Origin of the sequence: Pedobacter sp. BMA (genome assembly GCF_001027745.1) — a bacterium.
Taxonomy (GTDB): domain Bacteria; phylum Bacteroidota; class Bacteroidia; order Sphingobacteriales; family Sphingobacteriaceae; genus Pedobacter.
On the sequence record NZ_LECU01000003.1, the window covers coordinates 436,021 to 458,630 of the forward strand.

Below are 22,610 nucleotides of genomic sequence, written 5' to 3' on the forward strand. Positions count from 1 at the left end.
ACTTATAAAAATATTTAGAAACCAGACAACGAGATGATCGATTGTACTTGTGGTATGCCCTCTAAGGCTAACAGACATTTCAGAACGGGATGTTTGAAGCAATTTTTTCAAGGTAAAGTAAACTCACAAATCGAAAATTCTGCTTAATTGTTTGGAAGCAGCTCCTCATCACCATGTTTAAACAAAAACATTAAACTTTTCTTTTAAAATTTCTGCTACCTTCCCTTGCAGGTTTATCGGCTTAACCCTTGAAGGCTTAACTTTTCTGTAAGTGATAGACACCCTTCTTTGTCTGTGCTGAAATTCTCCGTTTAGTTTGTCTTTCTTTCTCGGTGGTATACCATGGCTCCATTTTTTGCGCGAATCATCTTGCATAATATACATTGAACGCCTTGGAATCTCCACATCAATCACTTCCAGATTGGCACCTTTAATGAAACGCATCACGCAGCCACTTCCTAAATTAACGCCACAAATCTGGTTTTCATAATAGGCCCGGTCTTTATGAGGTTTAATGCCCTCTCCAGGTACATATTCGTTTATAATTACCTGATCCGGTTGATACTGCAAGGTCCCTGTACTCACAAGTTTTTCTGATAGCTGATAAATTTTTGGCGGTATTGGAACGGGAAATGGGATTAAATCATAGGGGGATTCCAGCTCGTTGCGGTATCCATAATATTGCAATCGCCTGGAATAGTCGACTGCCCAGATTTGGTTGTCAATTTCAGAAAGTAATTGTTTTTCCAGTTCCTCATCGATAAAATCAGGAAATAAAAATAATCCGGGAATTGATGTCTCCATAGTTTAAATCAGGTTTTTATAGGATATGGCGATGTGAGAACACGCAAACGGCTAAAATTGTTGGGATATTTTGGATCTATTGCAAATTTACAAGTTGTGCCATCAAATAAGCCTGGTAGCAGATTGCTAGCGAACTAAATTAACATTTAGGGTGGTACAGATGAAATTTATAAAACCTTATTCATTTAATTATGGTTGTAAATTATGATATCTGGACGCTAAAAATGACCTTTCTGAATGCGTTAAGGAAAACATATTAATATTACTTAAACCACATCACCATGCTAGCAATGAATTACAGGGGGCCATTCCGCGTCCGCGCCGAACAGCGCCCCATGCCAGAAATTCTCCATCCCGAGGATGCGATAGTACGTGTAACACGAACCTGTATCTGTGGCTCCGATCTGCACCTCTATCATGGAATGGTTCCTGATACCCGCGTAGGCTCAACATTTGGGCATGAGTTTATAGGTATTATTGAAGAAGTAGGCCCGTTGGTAACCAATGTAAAAATTGGAGACCAGGTATTGGTGCCCTTCAACATTGCCTGCGGAAAGTGCAACTTTTGCAAACAGGGGCTGTATGGCAATTGCCATGAATCTAATTCCATGGCTACCGCTGTAGGTGGAATATTTGGCTATTCGCATACAGCCGGCGGTTATAACGGTGGTCAGGCCGAATACGTAAGGGTTCCATATGCGAATTTCGGCCCTACAGTTATTCCTGCTGATATGGATCCCGACGACGCTGTTCTGCTTACCGATGTGGTACCTACCAGTTACCAGGCAGCAGAAATGGGCGGTATTAAAGAAGGTGATACTGTTGTGGTTTTCGGAGCCGGGCCGATTGGGATTATGGCTGCTAGGTGTGCCTGGTTTTTCGGTGCCGCCCGTGTAATCATCATTGACCATATCGAGTACCGCCTGGAGTTTGCGAAAAACTATGCAAAGTGCGAAGCATACAATTTTAAATCAATGGCCGACCCGGTTGTATTCCTGAAAAAGACCACAGACTGGTACGGTGCTGATGTGTGTATTGATTGTGTAGGATGTGAAGCGGAAGGCAATACTTTACAAACCTTTAGCGGTAAGGTAACATTGATGCAGGCAGGTGCTGCAACTGCATTACAATGGGCTATCAATTCGGTAAAAAAGGGTGGAATTGTATCTGTAGTTGGCGTTTACGGCCCACCTTTTAATTATGTACCTATCGGTAATGTACTTAATAAAGGGATTACCCTTCGGGCAAATCAGGCCTCCGTAAAAAGGTTGCTTCCGAAACTTATCGAACATGTTCAATCTGGCAGGCTAAATCCGAAAGGCCTTATCACCCATCGTGTTCCATTGGAGGAGATTTCCGATGCTTATAATATCTTCTCAAAAAAACTTGACGAATGTATCAAAACCGTGTTAATCCCTTCAGCTAAACATTAAAATCATGAATATTGAAAACGAAGATTATAAAAACATTCCAGGATGGGGAATGGATATAGACTTAGATAATGAGCCTACCTATCCCATGAAAAATTATACCGGAGATGATCATAAAAGAAGCGATTACGAACGTTCCGAACAGCAGAAGGTCGATGTTGAACTTTTAAAATCCAATGAACGGCCGCAATATAGTGTAGTGTTTGGAAATACCGTACCACCATCCGGATTAAGCGGAATGATCAGGCGCTATGCTTTTAAACATAGCGAGGACAGATACCGGCACTGGATCCCCCTCATTATGGCCGACAGGGTTAATGCCTGGGAGGGTATTATTGAAGATTTAGCAAAGGGCATTATTCCAAATGTACTTGCCGAGCGAGGTATAAAATCGGAACTTCGGTACAATGCTAAAGGATTTGCAACCAAAATATTGGTTACAGCGGCGGTAAGCGTGCTGATGATTGCATGGATTAGAAACAAGAAAAAATAGTTTCCTGTCAAATCGAAATTTAATACCCTTGAATTAAAAATGCCGCACATGCGGCATTTTAATTTACCTATATATTGATCTTAAATTTAACATGGTAACAAGCCACATGAAGCTTTCCTAACCATAAGCGCTATGGTGGAGGTGAATATCTTGTTTAGCGCTATGATGCATCAACAATACATTTTTTTGAAGACAAATCGTTAACCTAAAGATTTTTTAGGTTAACTATCATCCTGATGTTTATGAATAAGGACTCAAATTTCTTAGACGGCTACTCATTCGCTTATGCAGCAGCTGATTGATAGCCAGTAAAAACTTGGTAAACCTGATAGGTTTTGAAAGAAAATGGTCTGCCTCTACCTGAAAGGCTTGCAGCGCATGTTCGGGATGACCGGTTACAAAAATAATGAACCGGACATGCTCACGAATGAGTCTTGCAAAATCCAAACCAGAAATTTGCATATTAATGTCAAGAAAGAGAAAGTCAATATTTTTGAAATTTTCCGTCTTTTTCAGCGCTTCCACAGGATTTAGGTAAGATTTTATCAATTGCAACTTTGGAACCAGTGAGATATGCTCTTTTATCACCTCAATTCCATTTGAATCATCATCAATGATGATACAGCTATATTTTTTTGTTGATTTTTTCATTCATAAAAGATTTAAACATTGTGGATCAACATGCGTACTCGAATGCGCTCGAAACTGATACGAAGCAGATGTTTGTTGAAATGGTGTCGTACAACAAATTGTTAATCTAAAGGAAATCAATCCAACGTTATTCCCAATGTATTCCTACCCTACAGTGTTATAAACGTAGAATTTTACCTTACGGTTTTTATGAAATTTGCCGCGGCAGATTTGCAACGATAGCCTTTAAGTGAGTATGGGGCGTAATCTACATTCTGATGGTTATTGATTTTTTAACGAGTGACTTTGAAGTGTTTTCGAACACAAGAAAAGTGGATTTGAACACTTGTGACAATTTCATTTGACTGAACTTTGCATTATAATAAAATGGTAAGTCGCCTTAAAATGAAACGAGACAATGAAACATCTGCTTTTAACAATCCTTTTTCTTAATTTTTGTACACTGTTATTTTCACAATCAAAAGCCGATGATATTGTTGGTGTATGGTACAGTCAGGTAAAAGAGGGCAATGTGCAAATATTTAAGACCGGTGAAAAATACTATGGGAAACTGATCTATTTAAAAAATGCTGTCGATATTGATGGAAAACCCATTTTAGATGTCAACAATCCTGACAAAGAAAAACGAAAAATGCCGCTGGTAGGCATTCTTTTATTGAAAGAAATTACATTTGATAACCAAAAGAATAGCTGGAAGGGAAAGCTTTATGATTATGATGGGCAGAAGGGTAATACCTATGACTCTTATCTAACCATTACTAAAAACGGCAGCCTCAATATTAAAGGCTTTTGGGGAATCTCTTTCTTTGGCTTAAATCGCGGACTGACTTTGGAAAAAGTTGATGTGGAATAATCTTATATTTAAATCTTTTAAATTGCCGGAATGAATCAGCAGCAGCCTTACCGAATAACAACAATTAAGGATTACCATAAAATACTGGGTATAGCCAATCCTGAGCATCCGATGATTAGCGTGATAAACCTTGCTGAAATAACACCATATCGAAGTGAGGAAACAATCAGGGTGGTTTTCGATTTTTATATTATCTCACTGAAAAAGGTGGAAGAAGGAGATGTTCATTATGGTTATGGACAACAAAAGTATGATTTCGATGATGGCATACTATTTTTTATAGCTCCTAACCAGATATTTTCATTTAAAGCTGATGATGCTTTTAGGAGTGCGGGAAGTATGCTGTTGATTCATCCGGATTTCCTGTGGGGCAATCCATTAGCCAAAGTCATTAAAAAATATGAGTTTTTTAATTATGCGATAAATGAAGCACTTTTTGTTTCTGAAAAAGAAGAAATTGTTTTGAAAAGCCTTATCAAAAATATCGAGCAGGAATATCGTTCACATATTGATCAATTCAGTGAATCGATTATGATCTCTCAGATTGAATCATTCCTCAATTATTCAAATCGGTTTTATATGCGTCAGTTTCTTACCCGTAAAATATCTGGAAATCAAATACTGGATAAACTGGAAAAAATTCTTGACGACTATTTTAACAATGAAGACATTATTAATAATGGATTGCCTACCGTACAGCATATTGCGCAACAGCTCAATTGTTCTCCCAACTATTTGAGTGGTATTTTGAAAACGCTTACTGGTCAAAATACCCAGCAGCACATTCATGAAAAAATTATTACAAAAGCAAAAGAAAAACTTTCCACTACTACACTCACCATTGGGGAAATTGCTTTTGAGCTGGGATTCGAATATCCACAGTCGTTTAGCAAATTATTTAAGAGTAAAACCGAACTTACTCCGGTTGAATTCAGGGCGTCTTTTAATTAATTTTAAATTATCAATCGCTATATGTTGGATTTTTTAGCCTTATTGAAATCGAGAAATGAGTACTTATTTTATTTTGGGATGCTATGTCTTTTTCTTGCAGTTTTAATCCTGATCCTATCAAAAATTGTTTATATACAGATGAATGGTGTAAATACATGGTACAAACCGGCCAAATTTGCGCTATCAATAGGGATTTTTAGCTTAACGATGGGGTGGTATACCGGATATCTTGATGCTTTTAAATACATCAGCGTATACAACTGGTCAGTGATTATCTTTCTGGGATTCGAATTGTTTTACATCACACTTCAGGCTTCCCGGAGTCAGCTGTCACATTATAATTTCAGTTCGGGTTTATATACTTCACTTACTGTAGCAATGGCTATTGCAGCAATAGCTGTTACCTTGTATACTGGTTATATTGGCATTTTGTTTTGTACCTACAGGTTTGCCACCCTTCCTGATTATTACGTTTGGGCCATTCGGTTAGGAATCTTTTTATTTGTCATATTTGCTTCTGAAGGCGCTGTGATGGGTGCAAATGGTTCGCCCAGGATAGGTGCTAATGACGGCCAAACAATACCTTTTCTGAACTGGAGTCTTAAATATGGCGATCTGCGCATCGCCCATTTCATCGGAATGCACGCTTTGCAACTGTTGCCATTACTTGCAGTTTATCTACTCAAAGACCTTAAGATGGTTTTTTTGACAGGCTTCCTGTACGCTATACTTGCGTTTTTTTGCCTGGTATTAGCGCTTAATGGTAAGTCGTGGCCGAATGCCCGGTCTTTTACTAAAGTGGGTAAATTCCATTGAAGCCTGAGCCTAAAAAAGGGGATGGCCATCCGGCACATCCCCCTTTCATCACTAACTAATTTACATTCGCGATCCGCAGACCGGTTCTCTTGTATTACTTTACTGTTTTATTTAACCAGGAGAGAATAATGCGAAACGCTTCTGGTGCTACGCCACCCTTAATATCTTTGATTTCCGCCTGTTCGCAGGTTACGCACGGCAATAAAAGGTGGTTCACATTTTTTAAAAGATAAGTTTCCACATTTTTATTCCCACCCGCTGCAATGTATGTCTTCCAGTTTTGCAGATTTGCTTCAGGCACCACATAATTATCCTTATCGCCATTGATGGCCAGAACAGGAACTTTGATCTTTGCCATAGTCTTTGCCGCATCATACTTGACAAAATATCTATACCATGGGCCTATGGCATAATTGACGTAGCTATAAACGGGAAACCGGAAATGGTCGAATTCTATATTAAGCGTTTTAAAGTAGGCGTCATCTTTCACCTTCCAGGCATCGTACGTTTCATTCAGTTTTGCTCCCATATTGGCAGAATCTGCATACTTTAAAGCAGTTTTAAACATGCGTGCATTAATATCATTCGATCTGGCCTTGTCATAATCAGGAAGTTTGGAGTTGTTTACCATACTCTCATTTTGCGATATCAGGGCATCGTATCCGTTCATAGCCAATCCGGAAAGACTAATCAGAAACCGGACATCTTTACTCTTTGAGGCGGCGATGGAAATAATTGCCCCTCCTTCGCTATGCCCGATCAAACCAATCTTCCTGGCATTGACCTGTGGTACTGTTTTTAAATAATTAACAGCAAGCAAAGCATCATTTGCAAAATCCCCTGTGGTGGCCTTATCGTAAAACCCGGTTGTTTTACCTGTTTGCCTATCATCCATCCGCAGCACAATGTAACCGTGGCTGGCGAGGCTATCCCCTATCTCTTTAAAAATTTTATGGCCTGACATGAGCCCGTCCCGGTCCTGCCTGCCGGTTCCGGAGACAATTACAACTGCAGGGCTTTTTTTCGCTGCCTTAGGAACAGACAAGGTTCCTGCATAGGTGATGGAATCGTCGTTCGACTTAAATATAATGTCCTTATCGTTGAAATTTTGGGCGAAGCTTGTTTGGGCACATATTGCCAATACGGCAACGAGCAATTTGATTCTGTTCATGTTTATATTAATCTGCTTTTTTCGTAATTTCAATTAATGCTGTCATTTCATCAGCCAATCCTGTTGCACTCCCTTTGAAACCAATAGAGATGAACCTGAGATATCCGTTTTTATCAATGATAAGCTTTTGAGGAATACCTGAAATAGTAAATGCCTGACAAATTTTATTGAATACCTCTGAATTGGTTTTCATGCCTTCCAAACGGTTGTCAAACAAAACATTAAAAGGGTAATGATGATCTTTAATATATTTTGCATTTTCCGTCTTATAAGTATCTCCCCTTTCCTCTGTATCAACAAAATAGAAAACAACATTCGGGTCATTTTTATATTTTTCAACTGCAAGTTTCATCCCTGGAAAGGAAGCTTTACATGGAACACACCAGGTTGCCCAGAAATCCAACACTACCGTTTTGCCTTTAAGGTCATCAGAATTAACTGTCTTTCCATTCAAATCCTTCATACTCCAGCTCGGCATTTCTTTTTTGATCATTGTCGACATCACTTCTTTCATTTCCTGCTCTTTATCTGCCGGGTTTTTCAGGCTTTCCAGATATTCCTGAAATCCTTTCTCAGAACCATTCGCTTTTACAAATGATTCTTTGAGCATTGCGATCATTTCGGTGGAGCTTTGGTTCTTAAACATGCTTCGCTTGAGGAGTGCCTGTAACTCTTTGCTTTTTCCGAGCATTTTTAAGCTCAATGCGTGTTGATTGTTCACCTCGGCGTTGCCATATTGCATGATTTTTTGTGCCTCTAACGCATATGATAAAGCTTCCTGGTATTTTTTCATATAGTTCAGCAGGCCAATATGATCTGAAGATACATTGGATACAAATGTTTTCTGGTAAAGATTTTGCCATTCGACTGGAGAGAGATAGCGCAGTTCTTCTGGCTGATGAACTTTAAAATATTCAAACTTTTTAACCAAAAGATCAGAATATTCGGCGATTTTATTTAAATCTCCCTCCTTTCTGTGATAGGGGATTCCTATCATTTTGTAATACACGGAAGTTAAAATGTTATACGACAGGGAATCGATGTATTTTTTTACATAATCCGTTGATGTTTTATTTAAAGTTCCAAAAACCATCAGGTTCTGATAAATGATACCATAATTGATCCTGTTTTCTGAGTCGAATTTTGGATTCGTATTTGCTTCAGGAAACTTAGACACAAAATCATTAGAAGCTATCAACAGTGTATCTACGTTTCGGATAGACGACAGCTTTTTAAAAGCCGCAAGCCGCGCTATACTTCCTGTAGGAAATTTTTTGGTGATCACATCATTTATAGAATCTGTAAGGTTCTTATTTCGGAGAAGGTTTGCGCTGATGTACCTGGCGTCAAGCAATTCAGCTTCGTTTGCTTCTGGTCGGGCCAGGTAGTTTTTGGCCAGCAAGAGTTTAGGATTAGCTCCTTCTCCCATAAAAGCCTTCAGGGCGATTGCGTAATCGCGGGCCAATAAAGATTTGGATTTTTGATTGTTGAGGATTTCCTGACTAAGCCAGTGATAGGTTGCGGTATCACTGATCCCCTTAAATTTAATATACTCAGGAATGTCTTTGCCGTAATTGGGCGACCTGGCAAGCCCCCAACCCGCATAACTGCCGGGAGCCATTTTTCCAGCCCTGTCCTTATCATTCAGCATCACGAAATAACCCAGGTTGCCGTTGTTGTCAACTGAATCGCCGTTGAAAAATTTAAAGGCAAGGAGGCCCGTGCTTGCAGGAACCTGGACAGCTGCTTTATATTCTGCTCCAGCTTTTGTAAATTTCACGTCAGCGGCCTCCCATTTGAAATTATTATATCTGTAGACAACCGCATCAACAAATGTTTTATTCTTAACTGAGGCACCCGGCGGATGATAAAAAACGTCCAGTGTACTGCCATTGTAGGGTTTTTCAGGTAAAAACCTGAAATTTTTAGTATACTGGCCGAAGCTGGTAAAAGAGAGGGTAATGAAGAATAAAAGAGTTAGGGTGTAACGGATCATGTTTTTTTGTTTATATTATCTTTTGTGTATGTGGCAATATCACTTTTATGGATTGGGTTCTAGTTCAGGGTTAAGGTTCCGAAGGTATTCTGCTATTGGAAAGGTATAGCGGTTACTGTTTGGTGTTAAAGTATAGGTAACTCCCCCGAAAACTCTGGTATAATTTTTTTGAAAAGCAGGTTCACTATTCAGTCTCCTCATATCCCACCACCGTAACATATTTCCAAAGAATTCCCTCCTCCGCTCATCGATTACTTTAACAAGAGCCTCATTTGCATTTTGAGCACTTTCAGGTTGATAGTCGGCAGGCCTGAATCGTTTACTACGTAACATGTTCAATGCATTCAGTGCAGCTGACACATCACCGGAACGTGCTAGACACTCTGCCCGGATAAGGAGCATTTCGGGAACGGAAACCCCCTGGTTCCTGGTTTCGCCGGTAACACTTTCTTTATAAAAAAACCGGCCGGTGTAAGTAGCCGAAACGGTGGCAGCCGGAACGGTGAAAAGTGTATAGCGCTGATCTTTTGTACCTAATATGGCAAGGAAATCATTGCTAAGCTTGAGTGTTGTTGGCGCGAAGGTTAATGACCCGCCTACCGGAAGTTTTGATAGCAAAATTTCGGGATTTACAATCCTTCGTGGATAATTTGTGGTATTAACCGAAGTAATAGATGATAAATCAATTAATGTATTGCGCAGCTTTAAAGCCTCGTCGGCATATTTTAGCGCATTCGGGTAATCTGCCATCATTAAATAAACGCGTGCCAGTTCGCCATATGCGGAGGCTTTAGACGGCAATGTATTGTAAGCCTGAGTAGCAGGCAATGCAGGGATTGCCTGTAACAGATCAGTGGTGATCTGGTTATATACCCGCTCTATACTTGCCCTATTCAATGACTGACTGATCGTTTGTACCAAAATGAGGGGTACGCCGGCATCAGACCCTGCCGTAGATTTTACATACGGTTTAGCATATGTATTAACCAAACATAAGTAAGCATCAGCCCGGTGAACCAATGCTTCAGCCTCAAGGGCCGCTTTTTCTGTCGCTGTTCCATCACTTGCAGGAAGTTCGTTAATGATGGTATTGCAGTTGAGTATGGCAACATATAAAGTATTCCAGCTTTGGTCCTGCTCATAGGGAGACCCGAAAGGAAAAATTACCGGTCTCCAGTTATAGCTTCCTGTATAATAAGAGTAGAATTGCGATCCGCTAAGTGAATTTTGCTGTGCAGCATCGTTGATATCTATATCAGATGAGGCAAAATCTGCCAGGTTTTGAACATTTTCAAAAGCAGATGTGTTATTAAGCAAATAACGGTAATTGATGGTTTGATTTGGCACCAGGTTTCCCTGAGTTTTGATGTCAACATATTTTTTACAACCGGCCGTAGCCATCATGATCACGGAAAGGCCTAAAACAATTTGATGTAATTTCATGATTTTCGTAGATTAAAAGTTAACATTTAAAGAAAAATTATAGGATACTGCAGATGGAAGACCGAGTGTTGTGGAATTAAGTCCGGCTGTAAAATCCGGGTCAATACCTTCCTTATTCGCTCGCCAGATGAGCCCAAGGTTTCTCACGGCAAAAGTAAAATTGGCTGAACCTATATAAGTTGTTATTTTTTGGGTTGGGATCTGGTAAGACATGGATAATTCGCGAAGACGTACATAGTCGCCTTTTAGAACATTAATATCAGATTGCTGATAGCGCAACAAACTCTGGGCAGCGAAATTGCCTACAGGCCCGGGAACGTTGGTAAATGCTTCGTCGCCGGCTTTAACCCAACGTCTGGCAATATCTTCATGCAAATCGTATCTTACCCCCGTTCTTGCAGCAGGATAGGATGTAATGGTGGGGCGGAGAAATACACTCCCGAACTGATAGGAAGCAATGGCCATTACGGTAAAAGCTTTATATTTTACTGATGTATTGAAGTTCCCGAAATACGGTGCTGTTTTACGTCCCGCATATTCCAAGGCATCCAGTGAGGTGATGTTTTGCGATGCACTGACTTTTGCTCCGGATTCATTGTATACCTGGGTCAGTCCATTCTGATCTAAACCGGCATTACGGTAAACAAAAAGTTTATCAGTAGGATAATCATTAAGATTGGATCCAAATGCAGGGTTGGAATAAAACGAAGAGGTAATTCCGAACCTTGCATCGGTTATTTTGTTGGTATTATAAGCAAAGTTAATTCCGCTGTTCCACTCGAAATTTTTGGTTCGTATGATAGCGCCCCTTACACTTAGGTCCATACCGTTGCCAGACAGGTTAGTTGAATTTCGGTTAAGGGTAGTCACACCATATGTTCCATTGATCGGAAACTCATAAAATAAATCTTTACCGCGTTTAGAATAAACATCTGCACTTCCGGATAAACGACCGCTGAATAGTGAAAAATCAAGTCCAAAATTGGCTACATACGTTTTTTCCCATCTCAATTCCGGGTTCGCAGGTGACACAAGGAAGGCATATGGCTGACCAGTAGTGAGATCGGCACTTCCTAAGCCGATATAGGTAAAAGGGTAGGTATTAGTTGATATATTTCCATTAACACCATATGTTGCCCGGATGCTTAGCGAGTTTAAAAATTCGGCTGATTGAAGGAATTTTTCCTTTTTTATGTCCCATTTCAAACCTGTTGACCATAGTGGTGTAGCCCTGAATTTGCGATCGACTCCAAAGTTATTATAATCATCATAGCGGACACTACCGGATAAAGTATACTTCCCATCATAGGTATATGCAGCATTTGCATAATAAGATAAATATCTTCTTATTTTATCCTGCTGTGAAGGCGCGCCGTTTAATGTACTCGAAAAGCCCGATACTGTTGCATAAGGGGTAAAAAAATCGACCGGCCTGGATAAACCTGTACCAGTATTAAAGCCATATAGTGTATTTGAACCTTGTCCGATTCTTGTTTGACGAATTTCGGAACCGGCAATAACAGTTAACTGATGCAATCCTGCAAAAAGGTTATCATAGTTTAATTGTCCGCGTACACTGTAGTTATTGCTATTGGTGTTTACGTTACCTAAAATGCCACTTCCTACAGGTAAACCAATGGAGTTTTGAGCAATTCCACTTGTGGGAATTGGCGTATAGCTGTTGATAAAGTTACGGTAGTAATAAGATGCTTCATTATAATAACTTCTCGACTGGGAAAAGCTTCGCTCATTATTATAGAAAACGTTTGCCGACAAACCTTTAAAAACTGGTACATTAAGGTTAAGATTTATTGAATAGTTATTGTCTTGCTGCGTATTGTCTGCGTTGTCCAGCTCATCTAAAGGATTATAAAGCCAGCTGCGATATCCCCGGCTTAGAAGGATATTTGTCCATCCGGAATAGTATTGCCTGCCGAAAGAGATCCGGTTCCCCTGATCATCTACTAACCTATCATATGGCATAAATGTAGATGCAGAAGGTGCGAACAAAGTATTGAGCGACTGTCCATTGTTATTAAACTTGAAAAATGAACCTTTGATATTTGTAGAGAGGGTTGCGACTTTAAAAATTTTGAAATTATTATTCAAGGTAACGGTTAAACGCTGGCCATCCACCCCTACGGTTTGCGGATTTTCACGGCTGTAAGAAGCAGAGTAATAGTAATCACTGCTTTTACCCCCGCCGCTAACCGACAAATCATACTGCTGGTTATTGGAAGCTCTTATTAGATACTGAGAAATCTGGTCGCGGCTATCAATGCTGGTATATCGGGCTATCGCAGCATCAAAAGCATTCTGGGAAATTGTGCCGGCCCGGAGCTTGAAAACAAGATCTGTTACATTAGCAACAGGCTGACCGAAAGGTGTGGCAGAATTTGGTGCTGTGATTAGATTTTTTGATACCAGATCTTGTTCAAATGAGATGGCTTGAGCGGAGTTGATAATTTTAAGATAGTTAAGATTAGGTTTATTTGATGCGGTAGCTGAAACCGAGAAACTTACCTTAGGCGACTGATTGGGAGTACCTTTCTTGGTGGTAATTACAATTACACCGTTAGCGGCACGGGTACCCCAGATAGAAGCAGCTGCAGCATCTTTCAAAATGGTAATATTTTCCACATCATTGGGATTAATTGTTGACATATCCATTTCGCTTATAGCGCCATCCACAACAACCAACGGAAAGCTTTCACCCCTTATGGTACTGGTACCACGAATAGACATGTTATAATCAGATCTGCCAAGTGAACGCGTACTGCTATTAATGCCCACTTGGGTATTGCCGTAGGTGAACATATTGTCGGAAAGTAAATCAACTTTTAAGCCTGCGGTTTGATTTTCCAGCCGCTGAACCAAATTCGGTGTTTTTATTTTTTGTAAATCTTCAGCTTTGATCACTGCTGCTGCTGCAGTAGATCGTTCCTTCGGCAATGTTTGATATCCATTTGATACCACCGTTACCTCCTGAAGTTGTTGTCCGGAAGAGGGGTTCATCCTGATGTAAAGTCTTGCCGGCTTTCCATCCAGATTTTTTGAAACAGATTGATAGCCCAGATAAAAAAAGCTTATCAGCTTCGCTGTATTCGGAAGAAAGATCGAAAAATTACCCAGTCGGTCGGTAATCACGGCCCGGTTGGAGCCATCTGATTTTATGGTTACACCAGGCATACCTGCCCCATCCTGATCTGTAACTGTTCCACTATAGAAAATTTCTCCGTTACCTTCAATTAAAGGTGTATTTGCGAATTGGTTTTCGAGCGATTGATTGTCTTGTTCAATGATGGTATAATTACCTTCACTCACATATAGGAACAAAAGTTTATTGGGATATAAGACGTTTTTTAATGCCTCATCGATTGATTTTGCTTTCACACTTGCATCAGTTGTGTTTTTGCCTTGTATAATACTGTGCTTATAAGCAAACTTTATTTTGAAACGGGCAGATATTTCATTTAATGCTTTCTCCAGTGTTATCGTTTTTTGTTGCCCAAAAGAGTCGGGAACCAGAAGAAACACGGAAAGGAAAAGAATCACAAAAGTGATTAGTTTAGTTAGTTTGGTCTTCATTTTTGTTTGGTTGGTTGGTTATATATTTAATAGTGCATAGGTCAGCGTTTTGATTTCAGTGTAATTACATTGCCCTCCTTTTTTATGTTAACATGAAGTATATTACTGAGCGTGAACATCACACCACTCTCATCCTTGATAGAAATTGTCCCATCTATCACTTCGTTTAAAAGTTTCGGATCATCAAGCATCACTTTGTACCCATATAAATCCTGAAATGCAGCGATAATTTCACTTACCTTTGCCTGCTTGAGGACCAGTTTTCCTTCAATCCAGGATGACGGAGATATGGATTGGATTGAACTGGGGCTAATTTTTTCGGAAAGCATGTTGCTTTTGAAGATATTTCCCGGCTGCATGATGATATGGCTGCCTGTTCTTAAAGACTTCACCATGACCCGTCCACTGATTAGTGCGACTTTCGATTCTTCCCGACGGTCTTGAACATTAAATTCTGTTCCCAATACCTGCACCTGAACCGTTTTTGTATTCACCACAAACAATTCTCCACGCCTTACATGCGAAGGGTTGATATTTAAATGCCTGACTTTAAAATAAGCTTCTCCCTGCAGCTCTACTGATCTGATGTTTTTCCATTTAAATGCCCTGGACATGGTTAGTGTGGAATTTGCATTCAGCCTTATTTTGGTACTATCATCCAAACTCACCATTTTAGTTTCTCCAAAACCCGTTCTGATCACAATTTCACTGGTAAAATACCACACTGAAAAAGCAGCGATCAAGAGTGAGGCGGCCATTGATGAAATCCATAGCACAGCGCGTTTGCGCTTTATCATTCTCGTTTCTTTTTCCGCTATGGAAAATTTGATATCAGTCCATAATTTATCAAGAAAGAGTGGAGGAAGCGCAGTTTGATGAGCAGAAAGAATGTAGTTTAACTGCTCTAACGCAGAACTATAATTTCCAGTGGCATTAGGGTTTGTTTGCACCCATCGGTTCCAGAATTTGATATCATCATCAAGGTTGAATTTGACAAAACGAATAAAATCTTTATCGTTCAGGAAATCTTCAACACTATATTCATGGTATTTTTTCTGGTTCATCCAATTGGCCTTTTAAACAGTTTCAGCCTATAGACAAACTAACCTTCGAAATTACCCCATGAAAGAAAAAAAAAATTAAGATTTATGTTGATAGGATTGGACACTACAAAATATGGCTTTTGCTGATACCGATCAGATAGATCATCAAAAGTCCCTTATCAATTTGCATGATCATCCGCAGGGCTTCAATTGCCCGGGCATTTAGTTTGTAGGTACCCTTGATGGTAAGATCCAAAATTTCGGCGATCTCCTGATAATCGAGCTCCTCAAAATATTTTAGATAAATAATTTCTTTCTGCCGGGAAGTAAGCTGCTCCATCGCTTTCGAAATTCTTTGTGTTTGCTCGTTTTGATTCTCTTTTTTGATTAACTCAGCCTCAACAGAAAAGTTCAGATCAAAATAGTCGAAGTCATTTACCTCAGTATCCTTAAATCTTTTTTTTGATAAGCGATAATTAGCAGCAGAGTTACGAAAAGAAGCAATAATAAAACTGCGGACGTTAGATACTTCAGGGAGTTTATTTCTCTTAAGCCAAAAGCCTTCAAAAACATCCTGCATACAATCCCTTACCGCTTCCGAATCGTAAAGCAACCGGGAGCCATACTGAAAAACGGAAGGAGCATAGCGCCTGTATAGCCCTTCCAGCGCTTCCATATCGCCATCCAACAAGCGGATCCAAAGCTGCTGATCTGTTAAGCTATTGTCCAAAATCAATGATGAAGGTTGGTTGAAAATTATTCCCGCAAGTGCACTCAAATCAATTATAAGGATGACCTTTAGTGTTGCGTCGTGGGTGTCAGCATTTGCTTACCCGCCACCAAATCTAAGCATATTTTCTTTTTAAAACTATGCCGAACGAAGGGATTGATTTGAAATAAGGGGGTATAGATGCTTTTTGGTGGCATAACATAAGCACTCATTTACTACGCTTAAAAGTAAAAGGATGGTTTTATCATTTTCTCCGGGCAGAAAATTAATGTGTACCGGAACAGCATACAATAGTGCTTGCCTTGGAAAGTTGTTTTGTCTGTTGGCAATGATTTTGTATCTGATCAGGACTGTCCATTGTAATAACAAATCATGAACCACCGGCCTTAATATGGATATTAATCTGCATTCTGCTACGGGCTCTTTCTAAAAAAAATGCAGGCGACATCCGTCAACCTGCATTTTCATCACTAACTATTAAAATTTGGATACTATTTTCCCTGGAAAATCTCCTTGATTTTGCTCTCCAATGCTACTCCACGCAGTTCCTTGGCAATGATTTTTCCGGTAGGATCTATTAAGAAGTTCATTGGGATAGCTTTGACCTCGTAAGCCTGAGCAGCCTCATTCTCCCAGCCTTTCAAATCGCCCACCTGTTTCCATGTCAAATGATCATCTGCAATAGCTTTGATCCATTTAGTTTTATCTGCTGCCTTATCTAAAGAAACACCCAGAATTTCAAAGCCTTTAGACTTATATTGTTCATAAACCTTTACCAGGTTTGGATTCTCCCGTCTGCATGGTGCACACCAGGAAGCCCAGAAATCAATCAATACATATTTACCGCGATAGTCGGAGAGCTTTATGGGCTTTCCATCAACATCTGGCTGGGTAAAATCCTGTGCTGCAACGCCCTCTTGTGTTTTTTTAAATGTAGCTATACGTTCTGCAACCTGTTTTCCGAAATAAGAGTTACGGAGTTCAGGACTGATGTTTAGAAAGATTTTTTCCATCTCTATGGCATCAAAGCCTGGTGCAAGTGTAGAATTTAGTGCCATTAACGACATGTATTTGTCAGGATGCTGTTTAGCATAACCAATTTTTGCATCGAAAATCTCTTTTTCTATTGCCCGGGCCCTTTTTTCGAGATCAAGAATAAAAGTGTTATCCTGTTTCTTAGCTTCAGGAGCATCAGCATATTCCTTATTTAATCCTTGTAGCTTTGCATAAATGGGTCGAAGCAAATCATCTACGTGCCTGCTTTCATCGGTTAAGTTAGAACCTTTAATGATAGCTGTTTTTACTGAATCTTTTCCGGTAATGGTAATATTTTCGTTCCCTAAGATGAGGCCAACGCCATCTACCTTAATTCGTTTTCCGGGAGTGTCTATTAAATTGTCGTGTTTTAAACGAATGGTAGCCTCCATGGGTGAAGGAACTGATCCCTTGAAAGTGAAAGAACCATTGACCAATGCAACCGAATCTAGCTGCTCTTTCCCTTCCATTTTGATAAGCAAAAATGCTTTTGCCGGTTTCCCTAACTTGCCTATTTGTCCTTTGATGGTATATCCATTCTGTGCAGATGCGTTCATGGCCGCTGTAGCAACCAAAATGGCTAATATTGTTTTTTTCATGGTATTATTTTTTGGAGTTTTTGTTTTGTTTTGTTGATTTTTGGACACTGCCTGCTGCGAGCAGTTTATCGTAAACAGGTTGGGTATTGATGATAGAAAGTGCGTTGCTAAATGTGCTGCTCGACTCGTTACGAACCCTTAAGGCATACCCTTTACCACTGTATAACATCTCAGCAATTGCTGCTTTAAGTTCCACGCCAATGGTTTTTCGTAGCACCGGATCGTTTTTTGATGGAAGCTTGATGCCCTGAGCCGTGGCGCCATCGATGATTTTATCGATCATCTGCTCATCCGGAGAGAATGTTTGGTCGAAATTTTCAAACGAAGGATATTTTGTAGTCAGTGAGGCCCGGTTTTGTTGTACATCATTGAAAGCGGCCTGGCTTAGCCTTCCACTGTTCATTAGCCTGTTGAGCCAGCTGCTATAAATTGCCGTATCAATTGGCACAAACTGATCAGGCATAATACCACCGCCGCCATACACTGTTCGCTTGTTTTTTAAAGTGGTATGTTTAAGTGAATCTGGGAAATTAATATGGCCACCTTCGGTAAGTTCTCCCGATGCCATTCTCCGGTTGAAATCTTCAAAATAATCGGTTTTTCCTTTTGCGTAAGGTTTTTGAATTGACCTGCCCGACGGTGTGTAGTAGCGTGCTGCAGTAAGGCGTATTACTGAACCATCGCTCAGTTCAAGCCCTTTTTGCATCAGGCCTTTTCCAAAACTTCTTCTGCCAACAATTACTGCCCTATCCCAATCTTGTAGCGCACCAGTAAGTATTTCACTTGAAGAAGCAGTAGACTCATCGATCAGTACGACCAGGTCTCCGGTCATGAACTGTCCGAACCCGCCTGTTAAATAATGATCTTTTACACCTGAATTCGTTATTGAGTAGAAGACCATACTCTCTTTTGGCAAAAACTCATCTGCAACACCAATGGCCGCCTCAACCAAACCACCGCCATTCGATTGCAAATCAAGAATGAGCTTTGTCATGCCTTGCGCCTTCAGGTTTTTAAGTGCAGCATCCATTTCCCTCCGCGTAGATTGCGAGAAAATCGATAAAGAAATGTAGCCAACATTTTTACTGACCATGTAACTGGCGGCAATGGAAAGTTCGGCAATCTGCTCCCTCATCACGTTGAACTCCAGAGGTGCATTTTGTGCTTTACGGATAATACTCAATTTAACTGCCGTTCCCTTCTCGCCTCTCAGCATGTGCATAACATCCTGATTTTTGAGCTTTTTACCGAAGATGCCTGCACCATCAACCGCGTTGATTCTGTCGCCCACCAGTATTCCGGCTTTGGCAGCAGGCCCGTCAGGATTAACTGCAGTGATAAATGTACTGTCAGCGACCATAACGAAAGTAATCCCGATACCAGCAAAACTGCCTGTCATAGAAGTTTTCATGGCTTCTACATCTTCGCGATTAATATAACTCGAATGCGGATCGAGGTCGCTAAGCATGGCTTTGATGGCTGCATCAACAACCTGCTCATCATTTACCGGATCAACATAGTTATCCTGAATTAATTTAAGCGCATCCTGCAATTTAGCCTTTGGATTCATTTGCGCCTGTGCAGCAAAGCCCATCAACATGGCCGTTATGCATAACACTGTTATTTTAGTTTTCATAATTTATTTCTCTGCTCTTAAAATTTCCACAGCCATTGAGAGCTCATCCCGAAGCTGGCTCGGGCTGCCCGAATAACCTTCAGAACTGTACCTGACCACACCATTTTTTACAATTATTTTCCTTGGGATTGCAGAAGATTTGAAAAGCGGCACCAGGCTTTTGAACACCTGATCCTGTTCTCCTTTGGGCCCTATAGCATCGTGCAAAAGGTTGAAGCGAAAACCTTCCCCCCGCACATAGTTTACCGATTTGGTTTTATAGTCACCAAACTGCATGGTACCAATCATGTAAACCCCAACTTTAGGATCTTTTGCATATTGATCTACCAAAAGCTGCATGCCGGGAAATGCCATAATGCATGGGCGGCACCAGGTGGCCCAAAAATCGATTACCACGATTTTATCTGCCCAGTCTTTAGAGTTGACCATCTTGCCATCTGCATCTTCCAGGCTGAAAGGAACCAGGGGATAATTAACCATGTTTGCCATTACATGTGCGCGCATTTCTGCTTTTTTATCATCAGGCATTAGCGAGGCAAGATATTTATCGTAGCCTTCCTCTTTACCGTTGTGTTCAGATTTATAAAGCAGTTTTAACTTATCAAACATGGCTGGTGTAACTGCATTGGCTGCCACACTTTGCTCCAGCAATGTTTTCAACGATTTCTGATCGTCCAAGTGCGTTAAGATATTCAGGTGAATGGCATTCAAATCAGCATTACTGTACGCCCCGGATTTCGATAGATATTGGAAATAATGATTTCCCCCGGCATAATCTTCCTGGTTATTGGCTAAAAAGATGTGCGTGAATAAACGATCATTCATCTGGTTATCGGCATTCTCCTGCGCTTTCTGAGCATCATTTCCGAAATCAATAAGGTAAGACTGATCTTTTTGGCGCTGGAGCAGATAAGGGATAATTTTATTACTTACTGCATAAAGCATTTTACGATCTACCTTGCCCATCATTTGCCCTTTGGTAATATTCCACCGGTAGATTTCATTGCCGGTTTTAAAATTGATATCCTGGTAAAGGGAAAGAAATTTATCTATTTGATTGGTTTCGAAGTAATGCGCACCTAAGCCTCTGTAAATGGTGTAATAAATGTATTCCTGATAATCGGGTGCATTTTTCCATTCAGCATAAGGGAATTTTTGAAGATAGGCTTCCACATCAGCCTGGTAATTTTTGCTGTTTGTAGCTTTTTGGTAAGCTAAAAACCTGGATGTAGCACTTTTAGGATAATCTTTATAAATGAGCTGCTCTACACCATCAGCACCTTTATCATTTTTAATTTTATTGTAATAGCGTTGCATCCCTGCAAGAAGTTGCTCATTAAGATTTCCTTTTTTGATTTCACTTTTCATCACACCATCTGCAAAAACATCAAAATCTGCTGGCGACATGGTAATGCGCTTAAGATCGAGGTAGTTAAACAAAGTTGACCGGAACGAGCCAGGGGAAAGTTTCTCTTCCAGTCGCAGCAACGAATCAATCAATTTTGCATTCTTAACCGGGGTTACAAAACTGTTTAAACTCCACTCTCCGGTTGTACCTGAACGAAGAGCAGCCTCAGCAAGGTAATTCCCCGAAACACCCTTTTTGCCCGCCGACAGTACCTTGCTGTAATAACCTTTTCCTTGGTTATTATCTGAAGCCTCAGGAGTTACTGCTTCACCCTGATAAAATTTTAAAGCTATAAATGAAGCGTTTTCCGGCAACATATAATCTCCGGTCCAATTGTTATTTTCTTTCTTCAAAACAACGGTATTGGTTTTCCATTTCGAACCATCGTAAAATGCTACCATTGCTTTAGCATCGTCGCTAAATTCTAAATCGCCCCCTTTAGGCTGGTAAGAAAAGGTAATTTGTTTGTTTTGCAGGGGTACTGCAGGATTGAAACTTAGGGTTTGTGCCGCCAGCTGCTGCCCAAAAAACGGGCAAAGCAGTAGCAGACATTTTTTTAAAAAATGTTTTTTCATAGTGATATCAGCTTATCGTGGATTTTGTTCCAGCTCTGGGTTTAAAAGAATGTATTTGTCGCCAATTGGGTATAGATAACGGTTGGAATTGGGCTGCAAAGTGTAGTCGGCACTTTTGAAATTTCTGGCTTTGGTTAAAGCAAAGTCAGCATCGAGGTTCAATCGTTTCTGATCGAACCAACGCAGGCCTGTACCAAAAAACTCTTTTCTTTTTTCTTCCACCACCAATCGCAATGCATCGGCGGCACTTGAGGCCGTTACAGGCACGTAGTTAGCGGTAGTGAACCGTTTGATTCGTAAACTGTTTACCAATGCAACCGCATCGGTAGTTCTGCCCGCCCTGGCCAGGCATTCGGCTTTAATCAGCATCATTTCTGGCACCGTTGGACCGTTGTTGATGACAAATTCATTAATCAGGTATCTGCATGATGCCCTTCCGGTAAATGCAGTACTGAGCTGTGTACCAAAACGGCTTCTTACATCAGTGAAAAGTTTGTAACGCAAATCATTTGTACCCATTGCAGTCAGCAAATCGTTACTTACCGGAATAGCGGTATAAGCCACATTTGCAATTTTTGAGAAGATAACTTCAGGATTGCTTAAACGTACAGGGATTGTACTGGCAGCGGTTTCGTAGGTTTTCAAATCAAGCAAACCATTTTGTAAAGCTAAAGCACTATCTGCATACAAACTTGCATTGTTAAAATCGCGCATGTTCAGGTATGTTTTAGCGAATAGAGCATAGGCAGAAACTTTTGCCGGTCTCACATTATAATCTGGCAGAGCGGGTAAGCGACTTACCGAAGATCTTAAATCTTTCAGGATAAGCGCATACACATCAGCAACAGATGCCCTGTTTAATTTGGTGTATAAATTGGGTGTGGTTAACAAAGGCACCCCTAAATCAGCTGAGGCTGTAGCCGCGTTATATTGCTTGCCATACATGTTGACTAAAATCAGGTATGCATAGGCACGGTGCACCAAGGCTTCGGCATAAAGCTTTTGCTTTTCAGCTTCTGTGCCATCCTGCGAAGTTAAAACGCCTTCCAACACCTCATTGCAGGTGTAAATGGTTTTATATTGCTTTTCCCAATCGCCATCACTTTGCGACTCTGACGTATACTTTGCTGCCCAGGTATAAACGTTGCTTAGAATATCGCCAAGGCTGTTTTGCCTTGTGGCATCGTTAATTTCAGTATCATCGCCCGATAAAATAGGGTAAGAAAATGTTCCTTCGAGCACATTGTTATTATTTAAGGTGTACCTGAAATCAGAAGTATATTTCAACGTCCTGATAGACAGCTGATCTATTTCTACATATTTTCTGCAGCCTGCCATGGCAACAGCCAGCGCAAACCAAATAATTAAATATCTTTTTTTCATGTTAA

The 22,610-nt window shown here is 40.3% G+C and carries 17 protein-coding genes; 5 read left to right on the plus strand and 12 right to left on the minus strand.

All coding sequences use genetic code 11. The features are described 5' to 3' along the window. Positions 1-177: 177 nt before the first annotated feature. Positions 178-804: an alpha-ketoglutarate-dependent dioxygenase AlkB gene (locus AB669_RS06230; protein ID WP_053058294.1), complete on the minus strand. Its 627-nt coding sequence runs from the start codon at positions 802-804 to the stop codon at positions 178-180. A gap of 281 nt (positions 805-1,085) precedes the next feature. Here AB669_RS06230 and AB669_RS06235 point away from each other — a divergent pair, with 281 nt between their 5' ends. Next, positions 1,086-2,237: a zinc-dependent alcohol dehydrogenase gene (locus tag AB669_RS06235; RefSeq protein WP_047798413.1), complete on the plus strand. Its 1,152-nt coding sequence runs from the start codon at positions 1,086-1,088 to the stop codon at positions 2,235-2,237. A 4-nt stretch (positions 2,238-2,241) separates the two neighbouring features. Further along, positions 2,242-2,727: a hypothetical protein gene (locus tag AB669_RS06240; RefSeq protein WP_047798414.1), complete on the plus strand. Its 486-nt coding sequence runs from the start codon at positions 2,242-2,244 to the stop codon at positions 2,725-2,727. Positions 2,728-2,967: 240 nt separating this feature from the next. Here AB669_RS06240 and AB669_RS06245 read toward each other — a convergent pair whose 3' ends face one another. Continuing rightward, positions 2,968-3,378, minus strand: a complete 411-nt coding sequence (locus AB669_RS06245; RefSeq protein WP_053058295.1) for a LytTR family DNA-binding domain-containing protein — start codon at positions 3,376-3,378, stop codon at positions 2,968-2,970. A gap of 397 nt (positions 3,379-3,775) precedes the next feature. On the opposite strand from AB669_RS06245, the gene AB669_RS06250 reads away from it, so the two are divergent. From AB669_RS06250 to AB669_RS06260, 3 genes are all read left to right on the plus strand, one after another. Next, a complete protein-coding gene (locus AB669_RS06250; RefSeq protein WP_047798415.1) occupies positions 3,776-4,231 on the plus strand; it encodes a DUF2147 domain-containing protein in 456 nt (151 codons plus the stop codon). Positions 4,232-4,261: 30 nt separating this feature from the next. After that, on the plus strand, positions 4,262-5,182 hold the full coding sequence (locus AB669_RS06255) for an AraC family transcriptional regulator (protein WP_047798416.1): 921 nt from the start codon (positions 4,262-4,264) through the stop codon (positions 5,180-5,182). Positions 5,183-5,320: 138 nt separating this feature from the next. Beyond that, a complete protein-coding gene (locus AB669_RS06260) occupies positions 5,321-5,998 on the plus strand; it encodes a hypothetical protein (protein WP_231582635.1) in 678 nt (225 codons plus the stop codon). Positions 5,999-6,092: 94 nt separating this feature from the next. On the opposite strand, the gene AB669_RS06265 is transcribed toward AB669_RS06260, so the two are convergent. The 10 genes from AB669_RS06265 to AB669_RS06310 all read right to left on the minus strand — a co-directional run bounded on the left by AB669_RS06265 (position 6,093) and on the right by AB669_RS06310 (position 22,605). Continuing rightward, a complete protein-coding gene (locus AB669_RS06265) occupies positions 6,093-7,169 on the minus strand; it encodes a S9 family peptidase (protein WP_047798418.1) in 1,077 nt (358 codons plus the stop codon). A gap of 7 nt (positions 7,170-7,176) precedes the next feature. Continuing rightward, positions 7,177-9,165: a TlpA disulfide reductase family protein gene (locus AB669_RS06270; protein WP_047798419.1), complete on the minus strand. Its 1,989-nt coding sequence runs from the start codon at positions 9,163-9,165 to the stop codon at positions 7,177-7,179. Positions 9,166-9,210: 45 nt separating this feature from the next. Next, the gene (locus tag AB669_RS06275; RefSeq protein WP_047798420.1) at positions 9,211-10,608 is read right to left on the minus strand and encodes a RagB/SusD family nutrient uptake outer membrane protein; all 1,398 of its coding nucleotides are present in this window, start codon (positions 10,606-10,608) and stop codon (positions 9,211-9,213) included. A gap of 12 nt (positions 10,609-10,620) precedes the next feature. Further along, positions 10,621-14,196, minus strand: a complete 3,576-nt coding sequence (locus AB669_RS06280; RefSeq protein ID WP_053058296.1) for a SusC/RagA family TonB-linked outer membrane protein — start codon at positions 14,194-14,196, stop codon at positions 10,621-10,623. Between the two features lie 41 nt (positions 14,197-14,237). After that, positions 14,238-15,260, minus strand: coding sequence for a FecR family protein (locus AB669_RS06285; protein WP_047798421.1), 1,023 nt, complete (start codon positions 15,258-15,260; stop codon positions 14,238-14,240). Positions 15,261-15,363: 103 nt separating this feature from the next. After that, positions 15,364-16,017: an RNA polymerase sigma factor gene (locus AB669_RS06290; RefSeq protein WP_197082366.1), complete on the minus strand. Its 654-nt coding sequence runs from the start codon at positions 16,015-16,017 to the stop codon at positions 15,364-15,366. A gap of 443 nt (positions 16,018-16,460) precedes the next feature. Then, a complete protein-coding gene (locus AB669_RS06295) occupies positions 16,461-17,603 on the minus strand; it encodes a TlpA disulfide reductase family protein (protein ID WP_047798481.1) in 1,143 nt (380 codons plus the stop codon). A 4-nt stretch (positions 17,604-17,607) separates the two neighbouring features. Continuing rightward, a complete protein-coding gene (locus AB669_RS06300) occupies positions 17,608-19,239 on the minus strand; it encodes a S41 family peptidase (RefSeq protein WP_053058298.1) in 1,632 nt (543 codons plus the stop codon). Positions 19,240-19,242: 3 nt separating this feature from the next. After that, entirely contained in the window at positions 19,243-21,222 is a 1,980-nt protein-coding gene (locus tag AB669_RS06305) for a TlpA disulfide reductase family protein (RefSeq protein WP_047798423.1), read from the minus strand. Between the two features lie 12 nt (positions 21,223-21,234). After that, positions 21,235-22,605 (minus strand): RagB/SusD family nutrient uptake outer membrane protein, encoded by a 1,371-nt coding sequence (locus tag AB669_RS06310; protein ID WP_047798424.1) that lies wholly within the window; start codon positions 22,603-22,605, stop codon positions 21,235-21,237. Between the last annotated feature and the right edge of the window lie 5 nt (positions 22,606-22,610).

Bases quoted from the DNA above. Each gene is read 5' to 3' on its own strand.
- AB669_RS06275 (WP_047798420.1), bottom strand. From the start codon at position 10,608: ATGAAATTACATCAAATTGTTTTAGGCCTTTCCGTGATCATGATGGCT.
- AB669_RS06310 (WP_047798424.1), bottom strand. From the start codon at position 22,605: ATGAAAAAAAGATATTTAATTATTTGGTTTGCGCTGGCTGTTGCCATG.
- AB669_RS06230 (WP_053058294.1), bottom strand. From the start codon at position 804: ATGGAGACATCAATTCCCGGATTATTTTTATTTCCTGATTTTATCGAT.
- AB669_RS06280 (WP_053058296.1), bottom strand. From the start codon at position 14,196: ATGAAGACCAAACTAACTAAACTAATCACTTTTGTGATTCTTTTCCTT.
- AB669_RS06305 (WP_047798423.1), bottom strand. From the start codon at position 21,222: ATGAAAAAACATTTTTTAAAAAAATGTCTGCTACTGCTTTGCCCGTTT.
- AB669_RS06260 (WP_231582635.1), top strand. From the start codon at position 5,321: ATGAATGGTGTAAATACATGGTACAAACCGGCCAAATTTGCGCTATCA.
- AB669_RS06295 (WP_047798481.1), bottom strand. From the start codon at position 17,603: ATGAAAAAAACAATATTAGCCATTTTGGTTGCTACAGCGGCCATGAAC.
- AB669_RS06235 (WP_047798413.1), top strand. From the start codon at position 1,086: ATGCTAGCAATGAATTACAGGGGGCCATTCCGCGTCCGCGCCGAACAG.
- AB669_RS06285 (WP_047798421.1), bottom strand. From the start codon at position 15,260: ATGAACCAGAAAAAATACCATGAATATAGTGTTGAAGATTTCCTGAAC.
- AB669_RS06300 (WP_053058298.1), bottom strand. From the start codon at position 19,239: ATGAAAACTAAAATAACAGTGTTATGCATAACGGCCATGTTGATGGGC.
- AB669_RS06270 (WP_047798419.1), bottom strand. From the start codon at position 9,165: ATGATCCGTTACACCCTAACTCTTTTATTCTTCATTACCCTCTCTTTT.
- AB669_RS06240 (WP_047798414.1), top strand. From the start codon at position 2,242: ATGAATATTGAAAACGAAGATTATAAAAACATTCCAGGATGGGGAATG.
- AB669_RS06255 (WP_047798416.1), top strand. From the start codon at position 4,262: ATGAATCAGCAGCAGCCTTACCGAATAACAACAATTAAGGATTACCAT.
- AB669_RS06265 (WP_047798418.1), bottom strand. From the start codon at position 7,169: ATGAACAGAATCAAATTGCTCGTTGCCGTATTGGCAATATGTGCCCAA.
- AB669_RS06250 (WP_047798415.1), top strand. From the start codon at position 3,776: ATGAAACATCTGCTTTTAACAATCCTTTTTCTTAATTTTTGTACACTG.
- AB669_RS06245 (WP_053058295.1), bottom strand. From the start codon at position 3,378: ATGAAAAAATCAACAAAAAAATATAGCTGTATCATCATTGATGATGAT.